Source organism: Caulobacter sp. FW305-C-30-S16, assembly GCF_058783025.1.
Genome location: NZ_JBYSYH010000002.1, coordinates 104755 through 125344 on the forward strand (window position 1 = coordinate 104755; position 20590 = coordinate 125344).

Consider the following 20590-nt stretch of genomic DNA (forward strand, 5'->3'; position numbering starts at 1 on the left):
TGTCTTCAGGGCCGATTCCCAACTCCATGACCGCCGATGCGCCAGCCGAACTGACCGACCGCCAGCTGGTGGGACGCGTCTGGGGCAGCTACCTGAAGCGCCGCTGGAAGGGCGTGGTGGTCGCCCTGCTGTGCGCGATCTCGGTCGCCATCTTCAGCACCCTGCTGGCGCAGATGATCGAGCCGGCGGTCAACGACCTGCTGTCGCGCAAGCCAAAGCCCGACGCGATCATCATCATTCCCCTGACCATCGTCGCCTATGGCCTCGGCCGGGCGGCGTCGCAGATCATCCAGGCGATGCTGGTCAACCGGATCGGCCACGGGCTCGTCGGCGACATCCAGCAGGAGCTGTTTGGCCGCATGGTGCGCGCCGACCTCGCCCGCCTGCGCGCGACCCACTCCGGCAGCTTCGTCTCCCAGGTGCTCTACGATGCGGCCCTGATCCGCGAGGCGGCCACCAGCGGCGTCGTCAACTGGACCCAGAATATCCTGATCGTCAGCGGCTGCCTGATCGCGATGATCGAGCGTGACCCGGTTCTGGCCGCCGGCGTCGCGCTGGTGGGGCCGTTCGCGGGCCGTCTGATGCGGCGCTTCTCCCGGCGGTCGAAGAAGGCGGCCAAGGGCGCCATGGCCGCGACCAGCGACCTGTCGACGGCCCTGATGGAGAGCCTCGACGGCGTCCGCGTGGTCAAGATGGAGAACCGTGAGGACTACGAAGAGGCGCGCGTCGCGGCCGTGATCGGCGAGCGGCAGCGGTTCATCATCAAGGGCGCCAACGCCCGGGCCCAGGCGGCGCCGGTGACCGAGCTGCTGACGGTGTTCGTCACCGCCGCGATCTTTGTCTACGTCGGCTGGCGTCGGAACATGAACCCCGGCGACTTCATGGCCTTCTTCGCCCTGCTCGGCATGGCCGGGCAGTCGCTGCGCCAGCTGGCCAATCTGCAGACCGTGTTCGCCGAAGGCACCACCGCCGCGCGGCGCCTGTTCAGCGCGCTGGATGTGCAGCCCGAGGTCCGCGAAACCGAGAGCGCCAAGGTGCTGGCCGCCGGCGACGGCGAGGTTCGGCTGCAGGACGTCAGCTTCGCCTACGACGACGGCGGCGCGATCCTCGAGTCGGTGACCCTTGAGGCGCGGCGCGGCGAGATGGTCGCCCTGGTCGGCCCCTCGGGCGGCGGCAAGAGCACCGTGCTGTCGCTGATCCCGCGCTTTTACGACGCGACAGGCGGGCGGGTCACCGTCGACGGCGTCGACGTGCGGGACGTCACCATCGCCTCCCTGCGCGCCCGGATCGGCTTCGTGACCCAGGAGCCGTTCCTGTTCGACGACACGATCCGCGCCAACATCGCCTACGCCCGGCCCGAGGCGACCGACGCCGAGATCGAGGAGGCCGCGCGCCGCGCCGCAGCCCATGACTTCATCCTCGAACAGCCGGACGGCTATGACACCATCGTCGGCGAGGCCGCGACCCGCCTGTCGGGCGGCCAGCGCCAGCGTATCGCCATCGCCCGCGCCTTCCTGAAGAACGCGCCGATCCTGCTGCTCGACGAGGCCACCAGCGCGCTCGACACCGAGAGCGAGGCCCAGGTTCAGGCGGCGCTCGATCGCCTGATGGCCGGCCGGACGACGATCGTCATCGCCCACCGCCTGTCGACCGTTCGGCACGCTGACCGCATCTACGTGGTTGACCGCGGGCGGATCGTGGAGACCGGGAGCCATGCGACCCTGGTGCGCAAGCGCGGCCTCTATGCCCGGCTGGCCCGCGCCCAGGACCTCGACACCGCGCCGGAGGAGACCGAGGCGTGAAGGCGTTCCTGCGGTCCCGGCCCGTTCAGCACCTGATGGCGATCCTGATCGCGAGTTGGCTCAAGCTCTGTCGCGACACCCTGCGCTGGACCGTCGAGGGCGAGGCGCAGGCGCAGGCGGTGTGGGACTCCGACAGCGGCGCGATCTTCTGCGTCTGGCATGCGACCGGTCCGCTCGGCCCGGCATGCTGGCCGCAAGGCCCGGGGCGGCAGGAAATGCGCTGCCTGATCTCGCGATCCTCCGACGGCGAGTTCATGGCCCTGACGATGAACAAGATCGGCTACCCGGCGATCCGCGGCTCGTCGCAAAAGCCGAGCGACAAGACCAAGCACAAGTCCGGCGAGCGCGCCTTCCGCGACATGGTCCGATGGGTGAGGGACGGCGGGGCGGTTTCCATCACGCCGGACGGCCCGCGCGGCCCCGTCGAGGTCATGCAGCCGGGCGCGCCGACCCTGGCCCGGGTGACGGGCGCACCGGTCATCCTGTGCGGCCTCTCCAGCAAGCCGCAGATCCGTGTCGGCAGCTGGGACCGGACCATCATCCCGCTGCCGTTCGCGCGGGCCGCCATGGTCTGGGACGGCCCGCACTATGCCGACCGCGACGACGATCTGGAGGCGCTGGCGCGCGACTGGGGCGCGCGGCTCAGCGCCGTCACGCGCCGCGCCGAAGCCATTCTGGACGCGACGGGCGGGGAGTGAGAGTCTGACCGCCATGCCGCACGACGACCACGGCCATCATCACGATCACCACGGGCATGACCACGGTCATGGACACGGTCATGGACACGGCCATTCGCACGGGCATGGCCATCACCATGCGCCGGCGGATTTCGGCCGCGCCTTCGCCATCGGCGCGGCCCTGAACATCGCCTTTGTCGTCGTTGAAGCCGCGGCCGGGCTGGTCACCGGCTCGCTGGCACTGCTGGCGGACGCCGGTCACAATCTGTCGGACGTGCTGGGCCTGCTGATGGCCTGGGCGGCGGCGGCAATGGCCAGACAGCTGCCGACGGCGCGCCGCACCTATGGCCTGCGCAAGGGCACGATCCTGGCCTCGCTGGCCAACGCCGGCCTGCTGCTGCTGGCCGTGGGCGCGATCGTCTGGGAGGCGGTCCGCCGCTTCGGCGCGCCCGAGCCGGTGGCGCCCGGTCCGGTCATTGTCGTGGCCCTCATCGGCGTGGCGATCAACACGGCGACGGCGCTGATGTTCATGCGGGGGCACGGCGACCTCAACGTTCGCGGCGCCTTCCTGCACATGGCCGCCGATGCGGCCGTGTCGCTGGGCGTGGTGCTGGCGGCGATCGTGCTGCTGCTGGTTCCCGGCTGGACCTGGATCGACCCGGTGGTCAGCCTCGCCATCGCCGCGGTGATCGTCGCCGGGACCTGGGGCCTGTTGCGCGACTCGCTCGACCTGGCGCTGGACGCCGCGCCCCGGGGGATCGATCCGGACGCCGTCCGCGCCTGGCTGGCGGCGCGTCCCGGGGTGACCGAGGTCCACGACCTGCACATCTGGGCGATGAGCACGACCGAGACGGCCCTGACCGCCCACCTGACGCGCCCCGACAACATCGATGGCGACCGGTTCCTGCGCGAGACCGCGCAAGCCCTGTCGGAACGGTTCCGGATCGGCCATCCGACCCTGCAGCTGGAAACGGGCGCCGACGGGCAGACCTGCCGGCTCGCGCCTGCGGACGTGGTCTGAGCCGGCGTGGGGCTTCCGTTTTCCCTCAGCCTGTATCGCGGCGCCACGAGGATGCTGGGCCTTGTCGTGCCCGGCATCCTGCGGGGGCGGGTCAAGGCCGGCAAGGAAGATGCCTCCCGTCTGGGAGAGCGGCTGGGGCACGCGGCCCGCCCGCGACCGGCCGGGCGGCTGGTCTGGCTGCACGGCGCCAGCGTCGGGGAGACGGTGTCGCTGTTGCCGCTGGTCGAGCGCCTGCGGGTGGCGCGGCCTGACGTTTCGGTGCTGGTGACCTCCGGGACCACCACCTCGGCGGAGCTGCTGGCGCGACGCCTGCCCGAGGGCGCGTTCCACCAGTACATCCCGGTCGATACGCCCGGCGCGGCCGCGCGCTTCCTCGATCACTGGAAGCCCGATCTGGCGGTGTTCGTGGAAAGCGAGCTGTGGCCGAACCTGCTCCTGGGCGCGCGGGAGCGGGGCATGAAGCTGGCGCTGGTCTCCGCTCGCATGACCGAAGAGAGCGCGAAGGGCTGGCGGCGGTTTCCCGCGGCGGCCCGGACGATCCTCCGCGCCTTCGACCTCGTCCTGCCGCAGGATGTCCGGACAGGCGTGCGGCTGAAGGATCTGGGCGCCCTCGTCGACGGCTACGCCAACCTGAAGCTGGTCGGAGACGCCCTGTCGGCCGACGCCGCCGAACTGGCCCGCCTGAAGGCCGCCGCCGGGGACCGGCTGATCGTCACCGCCGCCAGCACCCATCCCGGCGAGGACGCCCTGATCGCCTCTGCGGTCGAGCGGAGCGGCCGGTACCCGCTGCTCGTCCTGGTTCCGCGGCACCCGGTGCGCGGACCGAAGCTGGCTACGGACCTGAGGGCCCACAACCGGACCATCGCCCTGCGGTCGGCCGGCGAGCCCCTGACGCCCGAGACCGACATCTACATCGCCGACACGCTCGGCGAGCTGGGCCTGTTCTTCCGGTTGGGCGACATCGCGGTGATGGGCGGCAGCTTCCTGCCCGACATCGGCGGCCACAATCCGCTCGAGGCGGCGCGTCTGACCCGGCCCGTCGTGTTCGGCGACCACTACGCCAACTGGATCGACATCTATGGCGCGCTCGGCGCCGGCGGCGTGCGGTGTGAGGACGAGGCCGCCCTGACCGCCGCCCTGACCCGACTGCTCAGCGATGACGCCGACCGCGCGCGGGTCGCCACGGCCGCGAAGCAGGCGGCGGACGCGGAGGACGGCGTGCTGGACCGGCTGTGGTCGCGGCTGGAGCCGCTGCTGCCATGAAACTCTCGACGCCCCGCTGGTGGTACGTGCGTCACGGCGCCCCGCGCCGGGTGACGCGGATGCTGCTGCGGCCGCTGTCCTGGATCTGGGCGGGCGTAACGGCGCGCCGCATCGCCCGGACGGTCCCGCAGGACGCCGGCCTGCCGGTGATCTGTGTCGGCAATCTCACCGTCGGCGGCACGGGCAAGACGCCGGTCGTGCGCGAACTGCTCCGGCTGCTGACGGCGCAGGGCGTGGCGGCGCACGGTCTGTCGCGGGGCTACGGCGGTCGGCTCAAGGGGCCGTTGCGGGTCGATCCGGCGGTTCACACGGCGGCGGATGTCGGCGACGAGCCGCTGATGCTGGCCCGCGACTATCCCCTGTGGATCTCATCGGACCGGCCCGCCGGCGCCCGCGCCGCGAAGGACGGCGGCGCCCAGGTGCTGGTGATGGATGACGGCCACCAGAACCCGTCCCTGAAAAAGGCCCTGTCGCTGGTCGTGGTCGACGGCGAGACGCGCAAGGGCGAGTGGCCGTTCGGAGACGGTGCGGTGTTTCCCGCCGGGCCGATGCGCGAGCCGCTGGCCGCCGGTCTGGCGCGCACCGACGCTGTGGTGATGCTTCTGCCCGCCGACATGGCCGCGCCGGACCCGGAGCTGCTGGCGCTGTTTGCGGGCGGGCCGGTGCTTGTGGCCCGGCTCGAACCGGCCGCCGCGCCGCCGCCGGGACCGCAGGTCGGGTTCGCCGGCATCGGCAAGCCGTGGAAGGTCGAACGCGCGCTGGAGGCGGCGGGCTGCGACCTGAAGGACTTCGTGCGCTTTCCCGACCACCATCCCTACAGCGATGCCGATCTGGCGTTGCTGGAGGACGTCGCCGGCCGCTACGGCGCGGGACTGGTGACGACGGAAAAGGACTGGGTCCGCCTGCCGCCCGCCTGGCGCGACAAGGCGACCGTGTGGCCGGTGCGGGCGCGGTTCGAGGACGAGCCCGCGGTGCTGACGCTCCTTACGACCTCCTGAGAATCCTCCCCGCGATGCGGGGAGGATCAGTCCTGGCGGTAAACCACCCCGCCCTTCATCACGAAGCTGACCTGCGTCAGCACCGTCACGTCGGTCAGAGGGTCGCCGCGGACGGCGATCAGGTCGGCCTGTTTGCCGGGCAGCAGCGAGCCGATCTGGTCGAGCAGGCCGAAGTGGTCCGCCGCCCAGATGGTCGCCGCGCGGATGGCGTCCAGCGGGCTCATGCCGGCCTTGACCAGCAGGGCGAACTCGCCGGCGTTGTCGCCGTGGGCCGAAACCCCCGTGTCGGTGCCGAAGGCGATCTTCACGCCGCCGGCCAGGGCGCGGCGCGCCATGTCGAGCATTCTGGGGCCCGCCAGCAGGGCCTTGTCGCGCTGGGCCGGGGTGAAGAAGGTGTCGGGTTTGGCGGCTTCGCGCGCCACGAAGTCGCCGGCCATGAGGGTCGGGACCAGATAGGCGCCGCCGGCCTTGAACGCCTTGATCGAGTCGGCGTCGAGGTAGGTGCCGTGCTCGATCGAGTCGCCGCCGGCCTTGAGGAAGGCGGTGACCCCGTCGGCGCCGTGGGCGTGGGCGGTGACCTTGCGGCCCATGGAATGGGCAGTCTCCACGATGGCGCGGATTTCGTCATCGGTGAACTGCTTGGCCAGACCCGCGGCGGTCTGGGACAGGACGCCGCCCGTGGCCGTGATCTTGATGATGTCGGCGCCGGCGCGGACCTGTTCGCGCACCGCGCGGCGGCAGTCGTCGGCGCCCGAGCACACCGCCGTGCCGCGATAGACCGGCACCAGCGCCTCGGGCATGCCGTTGCCGGGATCGCCGTGGCCGCCGTGAACCGAGATGGCGGCGCCCGACGCGATGATCCGCGGACCGGCGATCCGGCCCGTGCGGATCGCGTCGCGCAGGGCGAAGATGGACTCATTGGGCGCGCCCAGATCCGCCACCGTGGTGAAGCCCGCGCGCAGCGTCTTCATGCCGTTCCACGCGCCGTCGAGCGCGAGATCGGATTTCGTCTTGGTGAACTCTTCCAGCTGGGCGGCAGGGCCCTGTTCGCTGGTCAGGTGGACGTGGCTGTCGATCAGTCCGGGCAGCACGAAGCTGTCATGCAGGTCGATGATCTTCGCGCCGGGCGCGGAGGTGTAGCCGGCTTCGACCCGCAGCACCTTGCCGCCCTGGATGACCAGGGTCTTCTGGGTTTCGACGGTCCCGGTGGCCGGATCGGCCAGGAGACGGCCGGCCTGAACATAGGTCAGCGGCGCTTCGGCGGGCGTGCTTCGGGCCTGGGCGAGGCCGAGGCCCGCGCCGATCGCCAGGAGGGCGCCGGCGGCGAGGGCGGCGAGGCGCTTGATCGGCAGGGTCATGTCAGGCTCCGGCCTTGATGGCGAAGGTGAGGGCCGCGTCGGCCAGGGCCGGGACCCGGGCTTCCATCGTCTGGGCATGGGCGCTGGCGGCGGTGCCGTCACGGACCCGGCCGACGATGCCCTGGCAGATGCCGGCCAGGCGGAACAGGTTGTAGGCGAAGTACCAGTCGAGGTTCGGCACGCCGCTGCGGCCCGTCAGGCCGCAGTACTGTTCGACGGCTTCTTCGACCGTGGGGATGCCCCAGGCCTTCAGGTCCTCGATGCCGGAGAGCGAGGCGCGCTCCGCGCCCGGCATGACCCAGTGCATCAGCAGATAGGAGAAGTCGGCCATCGGATCGCCGAGCGTCGACAGTTCCCAGTCGAGCACCGCCGCCACCTTCGGCTCGGTCGGGTGCAGCACCATGTTGTCGAGGCGATAGTCGCCATGGACGATCGAGGTCCGGTCGTCGCCCGGCGTGGTCGTCGGCAGGAACTCCATCAGCCGGTTCATCGACGGGATGACCTGCGTCTCGGACGCCTTGTACTGCTTGATCCAGCGATCGATCTGGCGGGCGAAATAGTTGCCCGGCCGGCCGTAGTCGCCCAGGCCGATGGCCTCGTAGTCGGTGTTGTGCAGGGCGGCGAGGGTGCCGATCTTGGCCTTGTAGATCGCGTTGCGCTCGGCCGGCTGATAGTCGGGCAGGGTCAGGTCCCAGAGGATCCGGCCCTCGACGTTGTCCATCACGTAGAACATCGTGCCGATGACGTCGTCGTCGGTGCACAGGGCGTAGGCCCGGGCCACCGGGAAGCCGGTCGTGCCCAGCGCGGCGATGACCTTGAACTCGCGATCGACGGCGTGGGCGCTGGGCAGCAGCTTGCCGGGCGGCTTGCGGCGCAGGACGTATTTCTTCGCCGGCGTCACCAGCTGATAGGTCGGATTGGACTGGCCGCCCTTGAACTGGCGCACCTCGAGCGGACCGGCGTAGCCTTCAACATTGGCCTCAAGCCAGGCGGCCAGCTTGCCTTCGTCGATGGCGTGGCGCGGGTCGACCGGCTTGGTCCCCGAGTTCAGATCCTGCGCGGTCGGCGCGGCGGCCTCGGCCATGAGTGGCTCCCCAATTTTTCGTACAGTTGTTTGAGCCCGAGTTTAGGGGCTGGGGCGACGGGTGCAAGGCGTGGATGAACCTTCTCCCGCTGGGAGAAGGGGCTTTAGAGCGCCCGCCAGCCGATATCCGACCGGCTGAAGCCGCCGGGGAAATCGATGGTCGCGACGGCGGCGTAGGCCCTGTCCCGCGCCTCCTGCAGGGTCTGGCCCAGAGCGCAGACGTTCAGCACCCGGCCGCCGGCGGCGCGGAGCGTGCCGTCCGCATCGCGGGCGGTGCCGGCGTGAAAGACCACGGCGTCGGCGCGTTTGACGTCTGCCCCGCGTATGATCGCGCCGCTGACCGGGCTGGCGGGATAGCCGTCTGCGGCGATCACCACGCAGATGGCCGCCTCGTCCCGCCAGGTCGGCGCGGGCATCGACGCCAGCACACCTTCGGCGCAGGCCTTCAGGTACGGCACGATGTCATCGGCCAGTCGCAGCATCAGCACCTGGCATTCGGGATCCCCGAAGCGGGCGTTGAACTCGACCAGCCGCGGGCCTGTGTCGGTGAGCATCAGGCCGGCATAGAGCACGCCCCTGTAGGGTCTGCCCTCGGCGGCCAGCCCCTTCACCGCCGGCAGGACGCAGTCCGCAAAGGCTCGCTCGGCCAGCGCGGGCGTAAACACCGGCGCCGGCGAATAGGTGCCCATGCCGCCCGTGTTGGGGCCCATGTCGCCGTCGAAGGCGCGTTTGTGATCCTGGGCGAAGCCGAACGGCACGGCAGTCTCGCCGTCGCAGAGGGCGAAGAAGGACACCTCCTCGCCGGCCATGAATTCCTCGATGACGACACGCGCGCCGGCCTGGCCGAAGCGACCGCCCAGCATGTCGGCGACGGCTTCGTCGGCCTCGGCGCGGGTCGCGGAGATGACGACACCCTTGCCTGCCGCCAGGCCGTCGGCCTTGATCACGAACGGCGCGGTCTGGGTGTCGAGGAAGGCCGCGGCGCTTTCCACGGTCTCGAACACGCCGAACGCCGCCGTCGGCATGGCGTGCCGGGCGAGGAAGGTCTTGCTGAAGGCTTTCGAGGTCTCGATCTGCGCGGCGGCCTGCGTCGGGCCGAAACAGGCGATGCCGGCGTCTGCCAGCGCGTCCGCCAGGCCGACCTCGAGCGCCGATTCGGGGCCGATCACGACCAGGTCCGCCGCGATCTCCATCGCCAGGCCCACGAGCCCCTGAACGTCAGTGGCCTTCACTGCCCGCGTCTCGCAAAGCCCGGCGATGCCGGGGCTGCCCGGCGCGGCGACAAGGCGCGTCAGCAGCGGCGACTGCGCGATCTTCCAGGCCAGCGCATGTTCGCGCCCGCCCGATCCGACGAGAAGGATGTTCATGGGGTGGGGGTTATGCGCGAGCCGCTGACAGGGTCAAGCGCCACAGTCCTTCTCCCGCAAGGGGATGAGGCCTAGTTGTCCAGATCCAGCGAGTATCCCGCCGACCGCACCGTGCGGATCGGGTCGGCGTCGGTCTTGCCGTTGAGGGCCTTGCGCAGACGGCCGATGTGCACATCGACGGTGCGGGCCTCGACATAGACGTCCGAGCCCCAGACTGCGTCGAGCAGTTGCTCGCGGCTGAACACGCGGCCGGGGTGCTGCATCAGATGGTCGAGCAGGCGGAATTCGGTCGGGCCAAGGTGGACCTCCTGGCCCCCGCGCTTCACCCGGTGGGCGACCCGGTCCATGACGATATCGCCGCAGGTCACCCGGTCATCGGCCAGGCCCGGGCGGATGCGGCGCATCACAGCGCGGATCCGGGCGGTCAGCTCGCTCATGGCGAACGGCTTGACCACATAGTCATCGGCGCCGGTATCGAGACCCCGGACCCGGTCGCTCTCCTCGCCGCGCGCGGTGAGCATCAGGATCGGCAGATTGCGGCTCTCCGGCCGCTGGCGCAGGCGGCGGCAGACCTCGATGCCGGACACCTTCGGCAGCATCCAGTCCAGCACCACCAGATCGGGCAGTTCTTCCTGGACCAGGATCAGCGCCTCTTCACCGTCTCCGGCCTGGACGACGCGATAGCCTTCCTTCTCGAGATTGTACTGGAGCAGGGTGGCGAGGGCGTCCTCGTCCTCGACCACGAGCACGGTGGGGGTCATGGCGTGAGCGTGTCCAGCTTGGGCCGTTCGGAGACGATTTCCTGGCCGGTGATCTCGAAGTGGACGATCTCGGCGATGTTCGTGGCGTGGTCGCCGATCCGTTCGAGGTTCTTGGCGACGAACAGCAGATGGGCCCCGGCGGTGATCGTGCGCGGATCGCCCATCATGTAGGTCAGCAGTTCGCGGAACAGGCTCTCGTAGTGTTCGTCGACCTCGGTGTCCCGGACCCACACAGAGACGGCCCGTTCGACCTCGGAGGCGGTGTAGGCGTCGATCACTTCCTTCAGGCGTGAGGCGACCAGGCGGCCCATCCGCTCGATGGAGCGGGTGACCGGCCCCGCCGGCTCGGCCTCGGCCAGGATCAGGGTGCGCTTGCCGATGTTCTTGGCGAGATCGCCGCAGCGCTCGAGGTTCATGGCGATCTTCATCGCCGACATCGTCCGTCGCAGGTCGTTGGCCATCGGCTGGCGCAGAGCGATCATGCGGATGGCGGCCCGCTCGATGTCAGCCTCCATCGTGTCGAGCTTGATGTCCCGGCCGATCAGCGCCTGGGCCAGCGGCACGTCCCGCCGGGCGAAAGCCTGGATCGAGTCGCCGACCTGGGCCTCGGCGAGGCCGCCCATGCGGACCACCTCGGCGGCCAGCTGGTTCAGTTCATCTTCGTAGGATCTGACGATGTGTTCGTTCATGACGCGCCTCAGCCGATCCGTCCGGTGATGTAGTCCTGGGTCCGCGACTCGCGCGGATTGGTGAAGATCTCTTCGGTCGGTCCGGCCTCGATCAGCCGGCCCATGTGGAAGAAGGCCGTGCGTTGCGACACCCGCGCGGCCTGGGCCATCGAGTGGGTGACGATGACGATGCAGAACTGCTGCCGCAGATCGTCGATCAGCTCCTCGATGCGCGCGGTGGCGATCGGGTCGAGCGCCGAGCAGGGCTCGTCCATCAGGATGATCTCGGGATTGACCGCGATGGCCCGGGCGATGACCAGGCGCTGCTGCTGGCCGCCCGACAGGCTGGTGCCCGGCGCCTGAAGGCGGTCGGAGACTTCGGCCCAGAGGCCGGCCTTCTTCAGCGAGGCCTCGACGATGCCTTCCAGCTCGCTCTTGCTGGAGGCGATGCCGTGGATGCGCGGGCCGTAGGCGACGTTTTCGAAGATCGACTTGGGGAAGGGGTTCGGCTTCTGGAAGACCATCCCGACCTTGGCGCGCAGGACGACCGGGTCGACCGACTTGTCGTTGACGTCCGCGCCGTCGATCTCGATGGCGCCCTCGACCCGGCAGCCGGGGATCGTGTCGTTCATGCGGTTGATGCAACGCAGGAAGGTCGACTTGCCGCAGCCTGACGGACCGATGAAGGCGGTCACGGATTTGGCCGGGATGTCGATCGACACCGAGTCCAGCGCCTGCTTGGCGCCATAGAAGACGTTGACGTCACGGATGACGATCTTGGACGCTTCCTGCGCAACCGGATTGTGGCTGTGCGGCGCGGCGGTGCGGATGAGAGGCGGTTGAACGGTCATGTCGGTTACCATCTGCGCTCGAAGCGGCGGCGCAGGATCACCGCGGCCGCGTTCATCGCGATCATGAAGACCAGCAGCACAATGATGGCTGCGGCGGTGCGCTCGTGGAAAGCGCGTTCGGAGGCGTTTTCCCAGATGAACACCTGCACCGGCAGCACGCTGGCGGAACTGGTGAAGCCTTCGGGAAGGCCGGGGTTGAAGGCGATCATGCCGATCATCAGCAGGGGCGCCGTCTCGCCCAGGGCGTGGGCGAGCGAGAGGATCGTCCCCGTCATCACCCCGGGCATGGCCTGGGGCAGGACGTGGTGGAAAACGGTCTGGGTGCGCGAGGCGCCGACGCCAAGAGCGGCCTCCCGGATTGACGGCGGGACAGCCTTTAGCGCCGAGCGGGTGGCGATAATCACCGTAGGAAGCGCCATCAGCGCCAGCACCATCCCGCCCGTGAGCGGCGCCCCGCGTGGCGCGCCGAACCAGTTGATGAACACCGCCAGGCCAAGCAGGCCGTAGACGATCGACGGCACGGCGGCGAGGTTGTTGATGTTGACCTCGATGACGTCGGTCCAGCGGTTCTTCGGCGCGAATTCCTCGAGCCAGACCGCGGCCAGCACGCCCATCGGCACGGCGATCAGCGCGGTCACCAGCAGCATCATGGCCGAGCCGATGATCGCCCCCAGAATCCCCGCCTGTTCAGGTTCGGTGGAGTCGGCATGGGTGAAGAAGCCGACGTTGAACCCGCCGGTGACGGCGCCGCTCTTCTTGAGGCGATCCAGCCAGGCCAGTTGCCGGTCGTTCAGCTTGCGGTCGGCCTGGTCCGTCGATCGCTTGAGCTCGCCCTTGTAGTACAGGTCGGCGTCAGCCTTGACCGGGCCGGTGACGGAGATCGTCTTGCCGATCAGCGTCGGGTCGGCCTTGATCTTGTCGAGGATCTGGAAGCCCAGATCCCGGCTGACCAGGCCCATGGCGTCGTCGGACACGGTGTTGAACTCGTCGTCCGTTTCACCCAGCTGTTTCAGCAGCGACTGGGCGACAAGGGTGTCGTAGTTCGAGCCTTCCAGATAGCTGCGGTCGATCCGCGCCGGATCGAGGTAGACCGGAAGGGAAATGGTGTGGGTGGTGAAGGTCGAGTAGCCCTGCATCCCGATCCGGCCCAGCAGCAGGACCAGGAACGACAGGGCCACGATGATGGCCACGCGGCCATACATCCGGAACCGCGTTTCGGCGGCGTGACGCTTCTTCAGGCGGATGGCGGCGGCGTCAGTCATAGTGTTCGCGATACTTCCGCACGAGGCCCAGGGCGACGATGTTCAGGGCCAGGGTTACGGTGAAGAGGGTGAGGCCCAGACCGAATGCGGCCAGTGTCTTGGGGCTGTCGAATTCCTGGTCGCCCGTGAGCAGGGTGACGATCTGGACGGTGACCGTGGTCACGGTGTCCAGCGGGTTGGCGGTCAGCTTCGCCTGCAGGCCGGCGGCCATGGTCACGATCATCGTCTCGCCGATGGCCCGGGAGATCGCCAGCATCAGGGCGCCGGCCACGCCGGGGAGGGCGGCGGGAAGGATCACCCGCTTCACCGTTTCCGACTTGGTCGCGCCCATGGCGTAGCTGCCGTCCCGCAAGGTCTGCGGCACCGCGTTGATGATGTCGTCCGAGAGCGATGAGACGAACGGGATCAGCATGATCCCCATCACCACCCCCGCGGTCAGGGCCATCTGGTTCTGCACGGTCATCAGATACTGACCCAGCGGGTCCATCGGCCCTTCGACCAGCATGGCGCCGATCCAGTTGAAGAAGGCGCGGAAGGATGGTCCCACCGTCAGGGCGGCGAAGAAGCCGTAGACCACGGTCGGCACGCCGGCGAGAATCTCGAGCAGCGGCTTGATCGTCGCCCGCATCGCCGGTCCGGCGTACTCCGACAGATAGATCGCCGAGAACAACCCGACCGGCGCGGCCACGGTCATGGCGATGATCATGATCAGGAAGGTGCCGGCGAACAGCGGGACGGCGCCGAAAGCGCCCTGGGCGGCGACCTGGTCGCTGCGCATGGCGATCTGCGGGTCCCAGCTGGTTCCGAACAGGAAGTCGGTCGGCGAGACCGACTGGAAGAACCGCAGGCTCTCCCAGATCAGCGAGCCGAGGATGCCGACGGTCGTCAGAACGGCGAGCGTCGAGCAGGCGATCAGGAGAACGCCGGTCCAGCCTTCGACGCGATTGCGGGCGCGGAAATCCTTCGAAAGCCGGGGATAGGTCAGCAGGACCCCGCACAGGGCCAGGACGCCGGACAGGGCCAGCACCGAAACCAGTCCGATCGCTGAAAGCCTGCGGGCTTCGGCGGCCTTCGCCGTGAGGGCCTCGCCGATCGCGCCCTGATAGCTGATTTCACTGGGCGTCTGGCCGCGGGCGACCGCCGAGGCGTCGCTCCAGAAGACTTCCTGGCGCTCTGCGGACAGCTCGGCGACGGCCGCGGGCACCTGCGCCCGCAGGGCGCTTTCCTCGATCCGCGCGCCGAAGACGGCGAAGAGGATGACGATCAGGGCGGCGGGAACCCCGGCCCAGAGCGCGACCCAGATCCCGTGATAGCCGGGCAGCGAATGCAGGGACGCCGAACGCCCCTCCGCCAAGGCCACGGCACGGCGCCGGCCCAGCATGAAGACGCTGGCGGAGAAGGCGGCGAGCAAGGCCAGGGCGATCAGGATGGTCATCGCGGGTCCGGGAAACGCGTCGGCGGGAACGGCCGGAACCTGCCCCGCCGATGCTGTCCCTATGCGACAGTCCTATGACACTTCCGTGACACCCTCCGGCCGCGCCTGCCGGGCGTCGGCGGCGAGCGGCAGCCAGATCGAGAAGGTTGCGCCGCGGCCTTCGATGCTCTCGACGGAAACGCCGCCACGGTGGCGGTTGACGATGTGCTTGACGATGGCGAGGCCGAGACCCGTTCCGGACCGGTCGCCGCTCTTCTGGCCCTCGACCCGGTAGAATCGCTCGGTCAGCCGCGGCAACGCATCGCGCGGCATGCCCGGTCCCGAGTCGCTGAATCGCAAAAGCGCATAGAGCTCTCCGGGGCGATGCTCGGGGGTGAGCAGCGCCAGCCCCGCCGCGTCCGGGTCTCGGACCGGCGGTGGGTCGCCGGCCACAGGCGCCAGAAATTCCACCCGGATCACGCCGCCGCGTGGCGAGTATTTCACGCCGTTGTCGATCAGGTTCTGGATGACCTGGATGATCTGGTCGCGGTCGCCCTCGACGAGCGTGGCGCCCGGCGTCGGGGCGACCCAGTCGATGCGCACGTCCTTGTCGCGCAGCACGGGCGTCATGGCGTCGGCGACATCGGTCACGGCCAGGGCCAGATCGACACAGCCCTGCGGCGCGATGTGTTCGTTCAGTTCAATGCGCGACAGGCTCATCAGGTCGTCGATCAGACGGGCCATCCGCTCGGCCTGGACCTGCATGATGCCGAGGAAGCGGTCGCGCGCCTCGGTGTCGTCGCGGGCGGGGCCGCGCAGGGTCTCGATGAAGCCGGTCAGCGAGGCGAGCGGCGTGCGCAACTCATGGCTGGCGTTGGCCAGGAAGTCCGCGCGCATCCGCTCGGCCCGGCGCAGGTCTGTCTGGTCGCGCAGCACCAGCAGGGCCAGCGCCGGCCGCGCCTCCTGCCGGGCCAGCGGCCGGGCGGTCGCCGTCCAGACCCGGTCGTGCGCGCCGGTCGGTTCAAAGGCGACATGGCCGGCGATTCCGCCGATCAGCGCCTCGTCGACCAGTTCGATGACCTGCGGGTTGCGGATCACCGTGATCAACCGCGCCTCCTGGCGCTGGACACGGAACAGGGACCGCGCGGCGGTGTTGGCGAAGATCAGCCGGTGATCGGCGAGTTCACCCGGTGCGCCGGTCTCGATCACCATCACCGGATCCTCGAGGGCGTCGAGAATGGCTGAAAAGGGCAGGGGAGCGGACGGCGGCGGCGCGGAGGGGTACGTCGCTACGGGCGGCGTCCCGGCCCGCTGACGGCGGGCCAGCGCAAGACCAAGGCCGGCAACGCCTGCCGAAACCATCAGCGCGGGCAAGGTCTGCGCCTGGCCCAGGCCCGCCAGCAGGAGCGGCGCGGCGGCCCCCGCGACCCCGGCCAGGACCGTGTAGCGGTCAAGTCTGGCCTCACTTTGCGAGGGCATGGCGCGAAAGCCTCGATTCAATTTTTTCAACGGGCTATGGTGCCCCGAGATATGGCGCCCTTGCAGGCCTTGCGATAGACGAGGCGGGGTTCCTGGGGATGGTTCATGACGGCTGACGCAATTTCGCCGCATCGTAAGGGGACTGACGTGTCGCCGTTGAAGGTCCGGGGTTCTCTGTACATGTTTCGCAAGCGTCTGGTCGCAACTGTCGCCGCCGCCCCCCTGCTGCTCTTCGCGAGCCAGGCCCTGGCCGACGTCACCATCACCGACAAGCGGACCGCGCCTGTCGCGACCGGCACGATCAATGGCGGTGCGGCCGACAACATCATCATCAGCAACACCGGCAGCGTGGTGGTCACCACCGCCGGGCCGATTGTGACGGTCAACAGCAACAACACCGTCCAGAGCAGCGGCCAGATCACGTCGCAGGACGTCGACGGTTCGATCGGCATCCAGATCAACGGCGGCACGACGACCACCGTGACGAACAACGCCGTCATCACGCTCAATGACTCGCTGAACCAGGCTGGGGCGGCCACGGACACCGACAAGGACGGCGACCTTGACGGCCCGTTCGCCAACGGCACCGGCCGCTACGGCATCCGGGCGTCCGGCGTCGGCGCGATCACCGGCGACATTCTGAACAGCTCGAGCGGCGCGATCACGATCGAGGGCAACAACTCGTTCGGCATCAGCATCGAAAGCGCCCTGATCGGCGACCTGACCAACTTCGGCAGCGTGACGATCACCGGCAACAATATCTATGGCATCCGCTCGACGGCTGCGATCACCGGCGACGTGACCCTGAACGGCCTGATTTCGGCCACGGGCCAGAACGCGGTGGGCATCGCGCTCGACGCCGACGTGAACGGCGCTGTGAGCATGCAGGGCAGCGTCAGCGTTACGGGGTTCCGCTACGCCTCCCGGCCGTCCCTCGCCGCCTCGCGCGCGATCCTCGATGCCGACGATCTGCTGCAAAGCGGTCCGGCGGTGCGCATCGCGGGCGACGTCACCGGCGGCGTCAACCTGGGCGTCGCGCCGGTGGCTGACAACGACCTCGACAACGACGGCTGGGTCGACAACTCCGACACCGACGACGACAACGACGGCATCCTCGACACCACCGATACCGACGCCAACGGCGATGGCATCGACGACGACGACTTCGACGGCGACGGCACGCTGAACACCACCGACACCGACGATGACGGTGACGGAACCCTCGACGTCGACGACGCCGACGATAACGGCGACGGCATCATCGACGACGATCTGGACGGCGACGGCATCGTCGACAGCGCGGAAGGCAATTCCAACATCTCGATCGCCGGCTCGGCCCCGGCGCTGCTGATCGGGTCGGACACGCGCGCCATCACGCTCGGCGCCGTGGGTCCCGGCAGTCTGAACTACGGTCTGATCCTGTCGGGTTCCATCAGCTCGACCGCAACCTATGACGATCTGGACGCTACGGGCGTGAAGATCGGCGGCTCGGCGGGCTTCGCCACGGTCCTGACCGGCGGGATGTATGTCAGCGGCGCGATCTCTTCGGTCGCCTACAACGGCAACGTCCAGACGGTTCACCTCGCGTCCGGCGCCAACGTCGGGACGCTCGTGAATGACGGAACGCTCTACGCCGGCATGGCGACGACCTCCGCGCCGCTGGCCACCGAGGATTCGTTCAATGTCTTCGCGCTGCGCATCGATCCGGGCGCGACGATGACGACGCTCAACAACACCGGCGTGATCACCTCCTTCGTCAACGGCGAGCGGAGCAACTCGGTTGCGGTGTGGGACGGCAGCGGGCTGCTGAACTCGATCACCAATACCGGCAGCATTTCGGCCACGATCAACCCGACAGACGACCAGGACGATACGGACGACACGAACACCGACGCGGTCGATGAGGTCATTGCCGGCCAGGCGATCGCCCTCGACCTTCGCTACAACACCACCGGCGTCACCCTCGTGCAGTACTCGACGGTCGGCGATACCGACGGCGACGGCGTGCTGGACATCAACGACAATGATGTCGACGGCGACGGCGTCGCCAACGCCAGCGACACGGACGACGACAACGACGGCATCCTCGACACCGACGACACGATCAATAATCTGGACCTCGACGACGACGGCGTGGCCGACGCCCAGGAGTCATCGATCTTCGGTGCGATCAAGCTGGGCTCCGGGGCTGACCTGGTCGACCTGCAGAACGGCGTCATCTCCGGTGATATTTCGTTCGGCAATGGCGCGGACGTGTTCAACGTCGGTACGGCGTCGTGGGTCGCCGGCTACCTCGGCGAGGTCACCGACACCGATGGCCAGCTGACCATCAACATCGTCAACGGCACGGTCCAGCTGAACAACACCGGCGTGCTGGATGCGACGAGCCTGTCGGTTTCGGCGGACAGCACGCTGATCGTGACGGCCGACCCGGCCGCCAATACGGCGACCCAGATCACCGTGGCGACCGCCAACATCGCCTCGGGCGCCCAGCTGGGTCTCCAGCTCACCAGCCTGATCACGACGCCCACCGAGCGCTACACCATCATCCGGACAGATGCGCCGGCGGGGCTCACGGTCGGCACGATCGACGACAGCCTGCTCGGCAACTCGCCGTTCCTCGTTGTCGCGGACGCGTCGGCGAACGCCGCTACCGGCGAGGTCTATATCGACATCCGCCGTCGCACGGCGCTGGAGATGGATCTTGGCGTCAACCAGACGCTCGCACTGAACGCGGTCTATGACGCGCTCAGCAGCGACGACGCGGTGTTGCAGGCCTTCCTCGCCGCCGACACGCGCGCGGAGTTCCTCGCCCTTTATGACCAGATGCTGCCCGACCAGGGCGAGGGCCTGTTTTCGTCCATCGACGCGATCACCAGCACGATCTCGCGCCTGACCGCCACCCGTCCCGACCCGCGCGCCCGCTACGGCCCCGACAGCTTCTGGATGCAGGAGATCAACGTCGGCGTGATGCGCGAGGCCGGCGTCGGTCTGGGCTCTGACACGCAGGCCTTCGGCTTTGTCGGCGGCTACGAGAGCATGGGCGCCGACGGCGGCGCGCTGGGGGCTACGCTGGCCTTCATCAGCGCCGAGGAAAAGGACGACATCGCCCAGATCGGCGAGGAAACCACCATCTCGCTGCTCGAGGCCGGGGTCTACTGGCGTCGGTCGGTCAAGAACTGGCTGTTCAGCGCGCGCGGCAGCGCTGGCTACGCCTGGTTCGACGGCGATCGCGTGTTCGTCTCGCCGACCGACAGCCTGATCCGTCAGGCCGACTCCGGCTGGAACGGCTTCACCGGACTGGCCAGCCTCAGCGCCGCCTACGAAGCCAACGTCGGCGTGATGTACATCCGTCCGCTGATCAGCATCGACTACCTGTATCTGAGCGAGGGCTCGCGTCAGGAGACAGGCGGCCAGGACGCCTTCAACCTGTTCATCGAGGACCGCACCAGCAGCCGCCTGACCGGCACCGCCGAGATCGCCTTCGGCGCCACCTTCGGCCGCGAACTCTGGTGGCGTCCGGAACTGCGCCTCGGCTACCGGGCGCGACTCGGCGGCGAGATGGGCCAGACGGTCTTCCGCTTCAAGAACGGCCAGCTGGTCGCGCTGGATCCGGCGGAACTTGGTGACGGCGCGACGATCATCGGCCTGTCGCTCAAGGCCGGGACGCCGATGTCCTACGTCGCCATCGAGGGCGAGTACGAGGCCACCGACGGTCAGGACGTCTACAATCTGCAGATCGCCGGCCGGATGATGTTCTAGCCTCCGGGCCGCCGAAAGCCGGCTTCCCGCATCGCTGCATTGACGGAAACGCCGTCCGGTCTGGAACCGGGCGGCGTTTCTTTCGTTTGCAGCCCGCCGGGGGGCTGACTTGAGGCCGTATGCAGGACAACAATTCAAGCGGGCGCGAGACCGATCGAGCGGTCGACGGCCAAGGTTCCTGCGCGCCGCCGACTCTCGATCTGGCCCGGGCGCTGGAGCAGAAGCTCGCGCTGCTCCACGAGGTCGATCACCGGGTCAAGAACAACCTCCAGCTCATTACATCGCTGCTCAAGCTGCAGGCGCGGCGATCCAGCGATCCGGCCGTCAAGCATGCCCTCAACGGCGCCCAGGTGCGGGTGAGCGCGGTGGCGACGGTCCACCGGCGCCTGTTCAGGGGCGAGGAGGTCGAGCGGTTCAACGTGGCGGCCTTCGTCGAGGACCTGGTCGATGACGTCATCGGCGGTTCCGGTCGGCGCGATATCCAGGTGCGACTGCAGCTGGAGCCGGTCGACCTTCCCGCGGCCCAGGCCGCGCCGCTGGCGCTGCTGATCAGCGAGCTGCTGGTCAACGCCGTGCGCCATGCGTTTCCGGACGGCCGGCCCGGGCTGCTCTCCATTTCGGTCGGCCGCGAGACCGACGGCTTTTTCGTCGAAATCGCCGACAATGGCGTCGGCATGGGAACTCCCGCCGCCGCACCGGGTTTTGGTGAGACCATCGTGACGTTACTGAGCGGGCAACTCGGGGCAAAGCGCGAAACGATGGACGCCAAACCTGGCGTGCGGACCGTGATCCGGTTGCCGGTGAACGGGAGACATTGAGTGCT

16 protein-coding genes are annotated in these 20590 nt (G+C 68.9%); 7 read left to right on the top strand and 9 right to left on the bottom strand.

Features of this window, described 5'->3' with window-relative positions:
- The first annotated feature begins 26 nt into the window (after positions 1-26).
- Genes AC3WJT_RS07505 through lpxK form a run of 5 tightly spaced genes read left to right on the top strand, consistent with a single transcriptional unit; the run spans position 27 to position 5761 of the window.
- Positions 27-1802: an ABC transporter ATP-binding protein gene (locus tag AC3WJT_RS07505; protein ID WP_492342482.1), complete on the top strand. Its 1776-nt coding sequence runs from the start codon at positions 27-29 to the stop codon at positions 1800-1802.
- Positions 1799-2500: a lysophospholipid acyltransferase family protein gene (locus AC3WJT_RS07510; RefSeq protein ID WP_492342483.1), complete on the top strand. Its 702-nt coding sequence runs from the start codon at positions 1799-1801 to the stop codon at positions 2498-2500. The genes AC3WJT_RS07505 and AC3WJT_RS07510 overlap by 4 nt, the downstream gene beginning before the upstream one ends.
- A gap of 13 nt (positions 2501-2513) precedes the next feature.
- A complete protein-coding gene (locus tag AC3WJT_RS07515; protein WP_492342484.1) occupies positions 2514-3500 on the top strand; it encodes a cation diffusion facilitator family transporter in 987 nt (328 codons plus the stop codon).
- A gap of 51 nt (positions 3501-3551) precedes the next feature.
- A complete protein-coding gene (locus tag AC3WJT_RS07520) occupies positions 3552-4763 on the top strand; it encodes a 3-deoxy-D-manno-octulosonic acid transferase (RefSeq protein WP_492342485.1) in 1212 nt (403 codons plus the stop codon).
- The gene (gene lpxK, locus AC3WJT_RS07525; protein WP_492342486.1) at positions 4760-5761 is read left to right on the top strand and encodes a tetraacyldisaccharide 4'-kinase; all 1002 of its coding nucleotides are present in this window, start codon (positions 4760-4762) and stop codon (positions 5759-5761) included. The genes AC3WJT_RS07520 and lpxK overlap by 4 nt, the downstream gene beginning before the upstream one ends.
- A gap of 26 nt (positions 5762-5787) precedes the next feature.
- Here lpxK and AC3WJT_RS07530 read toward each other — a convergent pair whose 3' ends face one another.
- From AC3WJT_RS07530 to AC3WJT_RS07570, 9 genes are all read right to left on the bottom strand, one after another.
- Positions 5788-7119 carry a metal-dependent hydrolase family protein gene (locus AC3WJT_RS07530; RefSeq protein WP_492342487.1) on the bottom strand — a complete coding sequence of 444 codons (1332 nt, stop codon included), beginning with the start codon at positions 7117-7119 and terminating at the stop codon, positions 5788-5790.
- Between the two features lies 1 nt (position 7120).
- Positions 7121-8203, bottom strand: a complete 1083-nt coding sequence (locus AC3WJT_RS07535) for a phosphotransferase (RefSeq protein ID WP_492342488.1) — start codon at positions 8201-8203, stop codon at positions 7121-7123.
- Between the two features lie 104 nt (positions 8204-8307).
- Positions 8308-9570 (bottom strand): phosphoribosylamine--glycine ligase, encoded by a 1263-nt coding sequence (purD, locus tag AC3WJT_RS07540; protein ID WP_492342489.1) that lies wholly within the window; start codon positions 9568-9570, stop codon positions 8308-8310.
- Positions 9571-9641: 71 nt separating this feature from the next.
- On the bottom strand, positions 9642-10331 hold the full coding sequence (gene phoB / locus AC3WJT_RS07545) for a phosphate regulon transcriptional regulator PhoB (RefSeq protein WP_492342490.1): 690 nt from the start codon (positions 10329-10331) through the stop codon (positions 9642-9644).
- Positions 10328-11020: a phosphate signaling complex protein PhoU gene (phoU, locus tag AC3WJT_RS07550; RefSeq protein ID WP_492342491.1), complete on the bottom strand. Its 693-nt coding sequence runs from the start codon at positions 11018-11020 to the stop codon at positions 10328-10330. Before phoU ends, phoB begins: the two co-directional genes overlap by 4 nt.
- Positions 11021-11028: 8 nt before the next feature.
- Positions 11029-11850, bottom strand: coding sequence for a phosphate ABC transporter ATP-binding protein PstB (gene pstB, locus AC3WJT_RS07555; RefSeq protein WP_492342492.1), 822 nt, complete (start codon positions 11848-11850; stop codon positions 11029-11031).
- A gap of 5 nt (positions 11851-11855) precedes the next feature.
- Positions 11856-13112, bottom strand: a complete 1257-nt coding sequence (pstA, locus tag AC3WJT_RS07560) for a phosphate ABC transporter permease PstA (RefSeq protein ID WP_492342493.1) — start codon at positions 13110-13112, stop codon at positions 11856-11858.
- Positions 13105-14547: a phosphate ABC transporter permease subunit PstC gene (gene pstC / locus AC3WJT_RS07565; protein ID WP_492342494.1), complete on the bottom strand. Its 1443-nt coding sequence runs from the start codon at positions 14545-14547 to the stop codon at positions 13105-13107. Before pstC ends, pstA begins: the two co-directional genes overlap by 8 nt.
- A 72-nt stretch (positions 14548-14619) precedes the next feature.
- A complete protein-coding gene (locus AC3WJT_RS07570; RefSeq protein WP_492342495.1) occupies positions 14620-16005 on the bottom strand; it encodes a sensor histidine kinase in 1386 nt (461 codons plus the stop codon).
- 180 nt (positions 16006-16185) lie between these two features.
- Here AC3WJT_RS07570 and AC3WJT_RS07575 point away from each other — a divergent pair, with 180 nt between their 5' ends.
- Both AC3WJT_RS07575 and AC3WJT_RS07580 read left to right on the top strand, forming a co-directional pair.
- Complete coding sequence (locus AC3WJT_RS07575) at positions 16186-19767, top strand: autotransporter domain-containing protein (RefSeq protein ID WP_492342496.1); 3582 nt, start codon at positions 16186-16188, stop codon at positions 19765-19767.
- Positions 19768-19886: 119 nt separating this feature from the next.
- Positions 19887-20585: a sensor histidine kinase gene (locus AC3WJT_RS07580; RefSeq protein ID WP_492342497.1), complete on the top strand. Its 699-nt coding sequence runs from the start codon at positions 19887-19889 to the stop codon at positions 20583-20585.
- Positions 20586-20590: the final 5 nt, after the last annotated feature.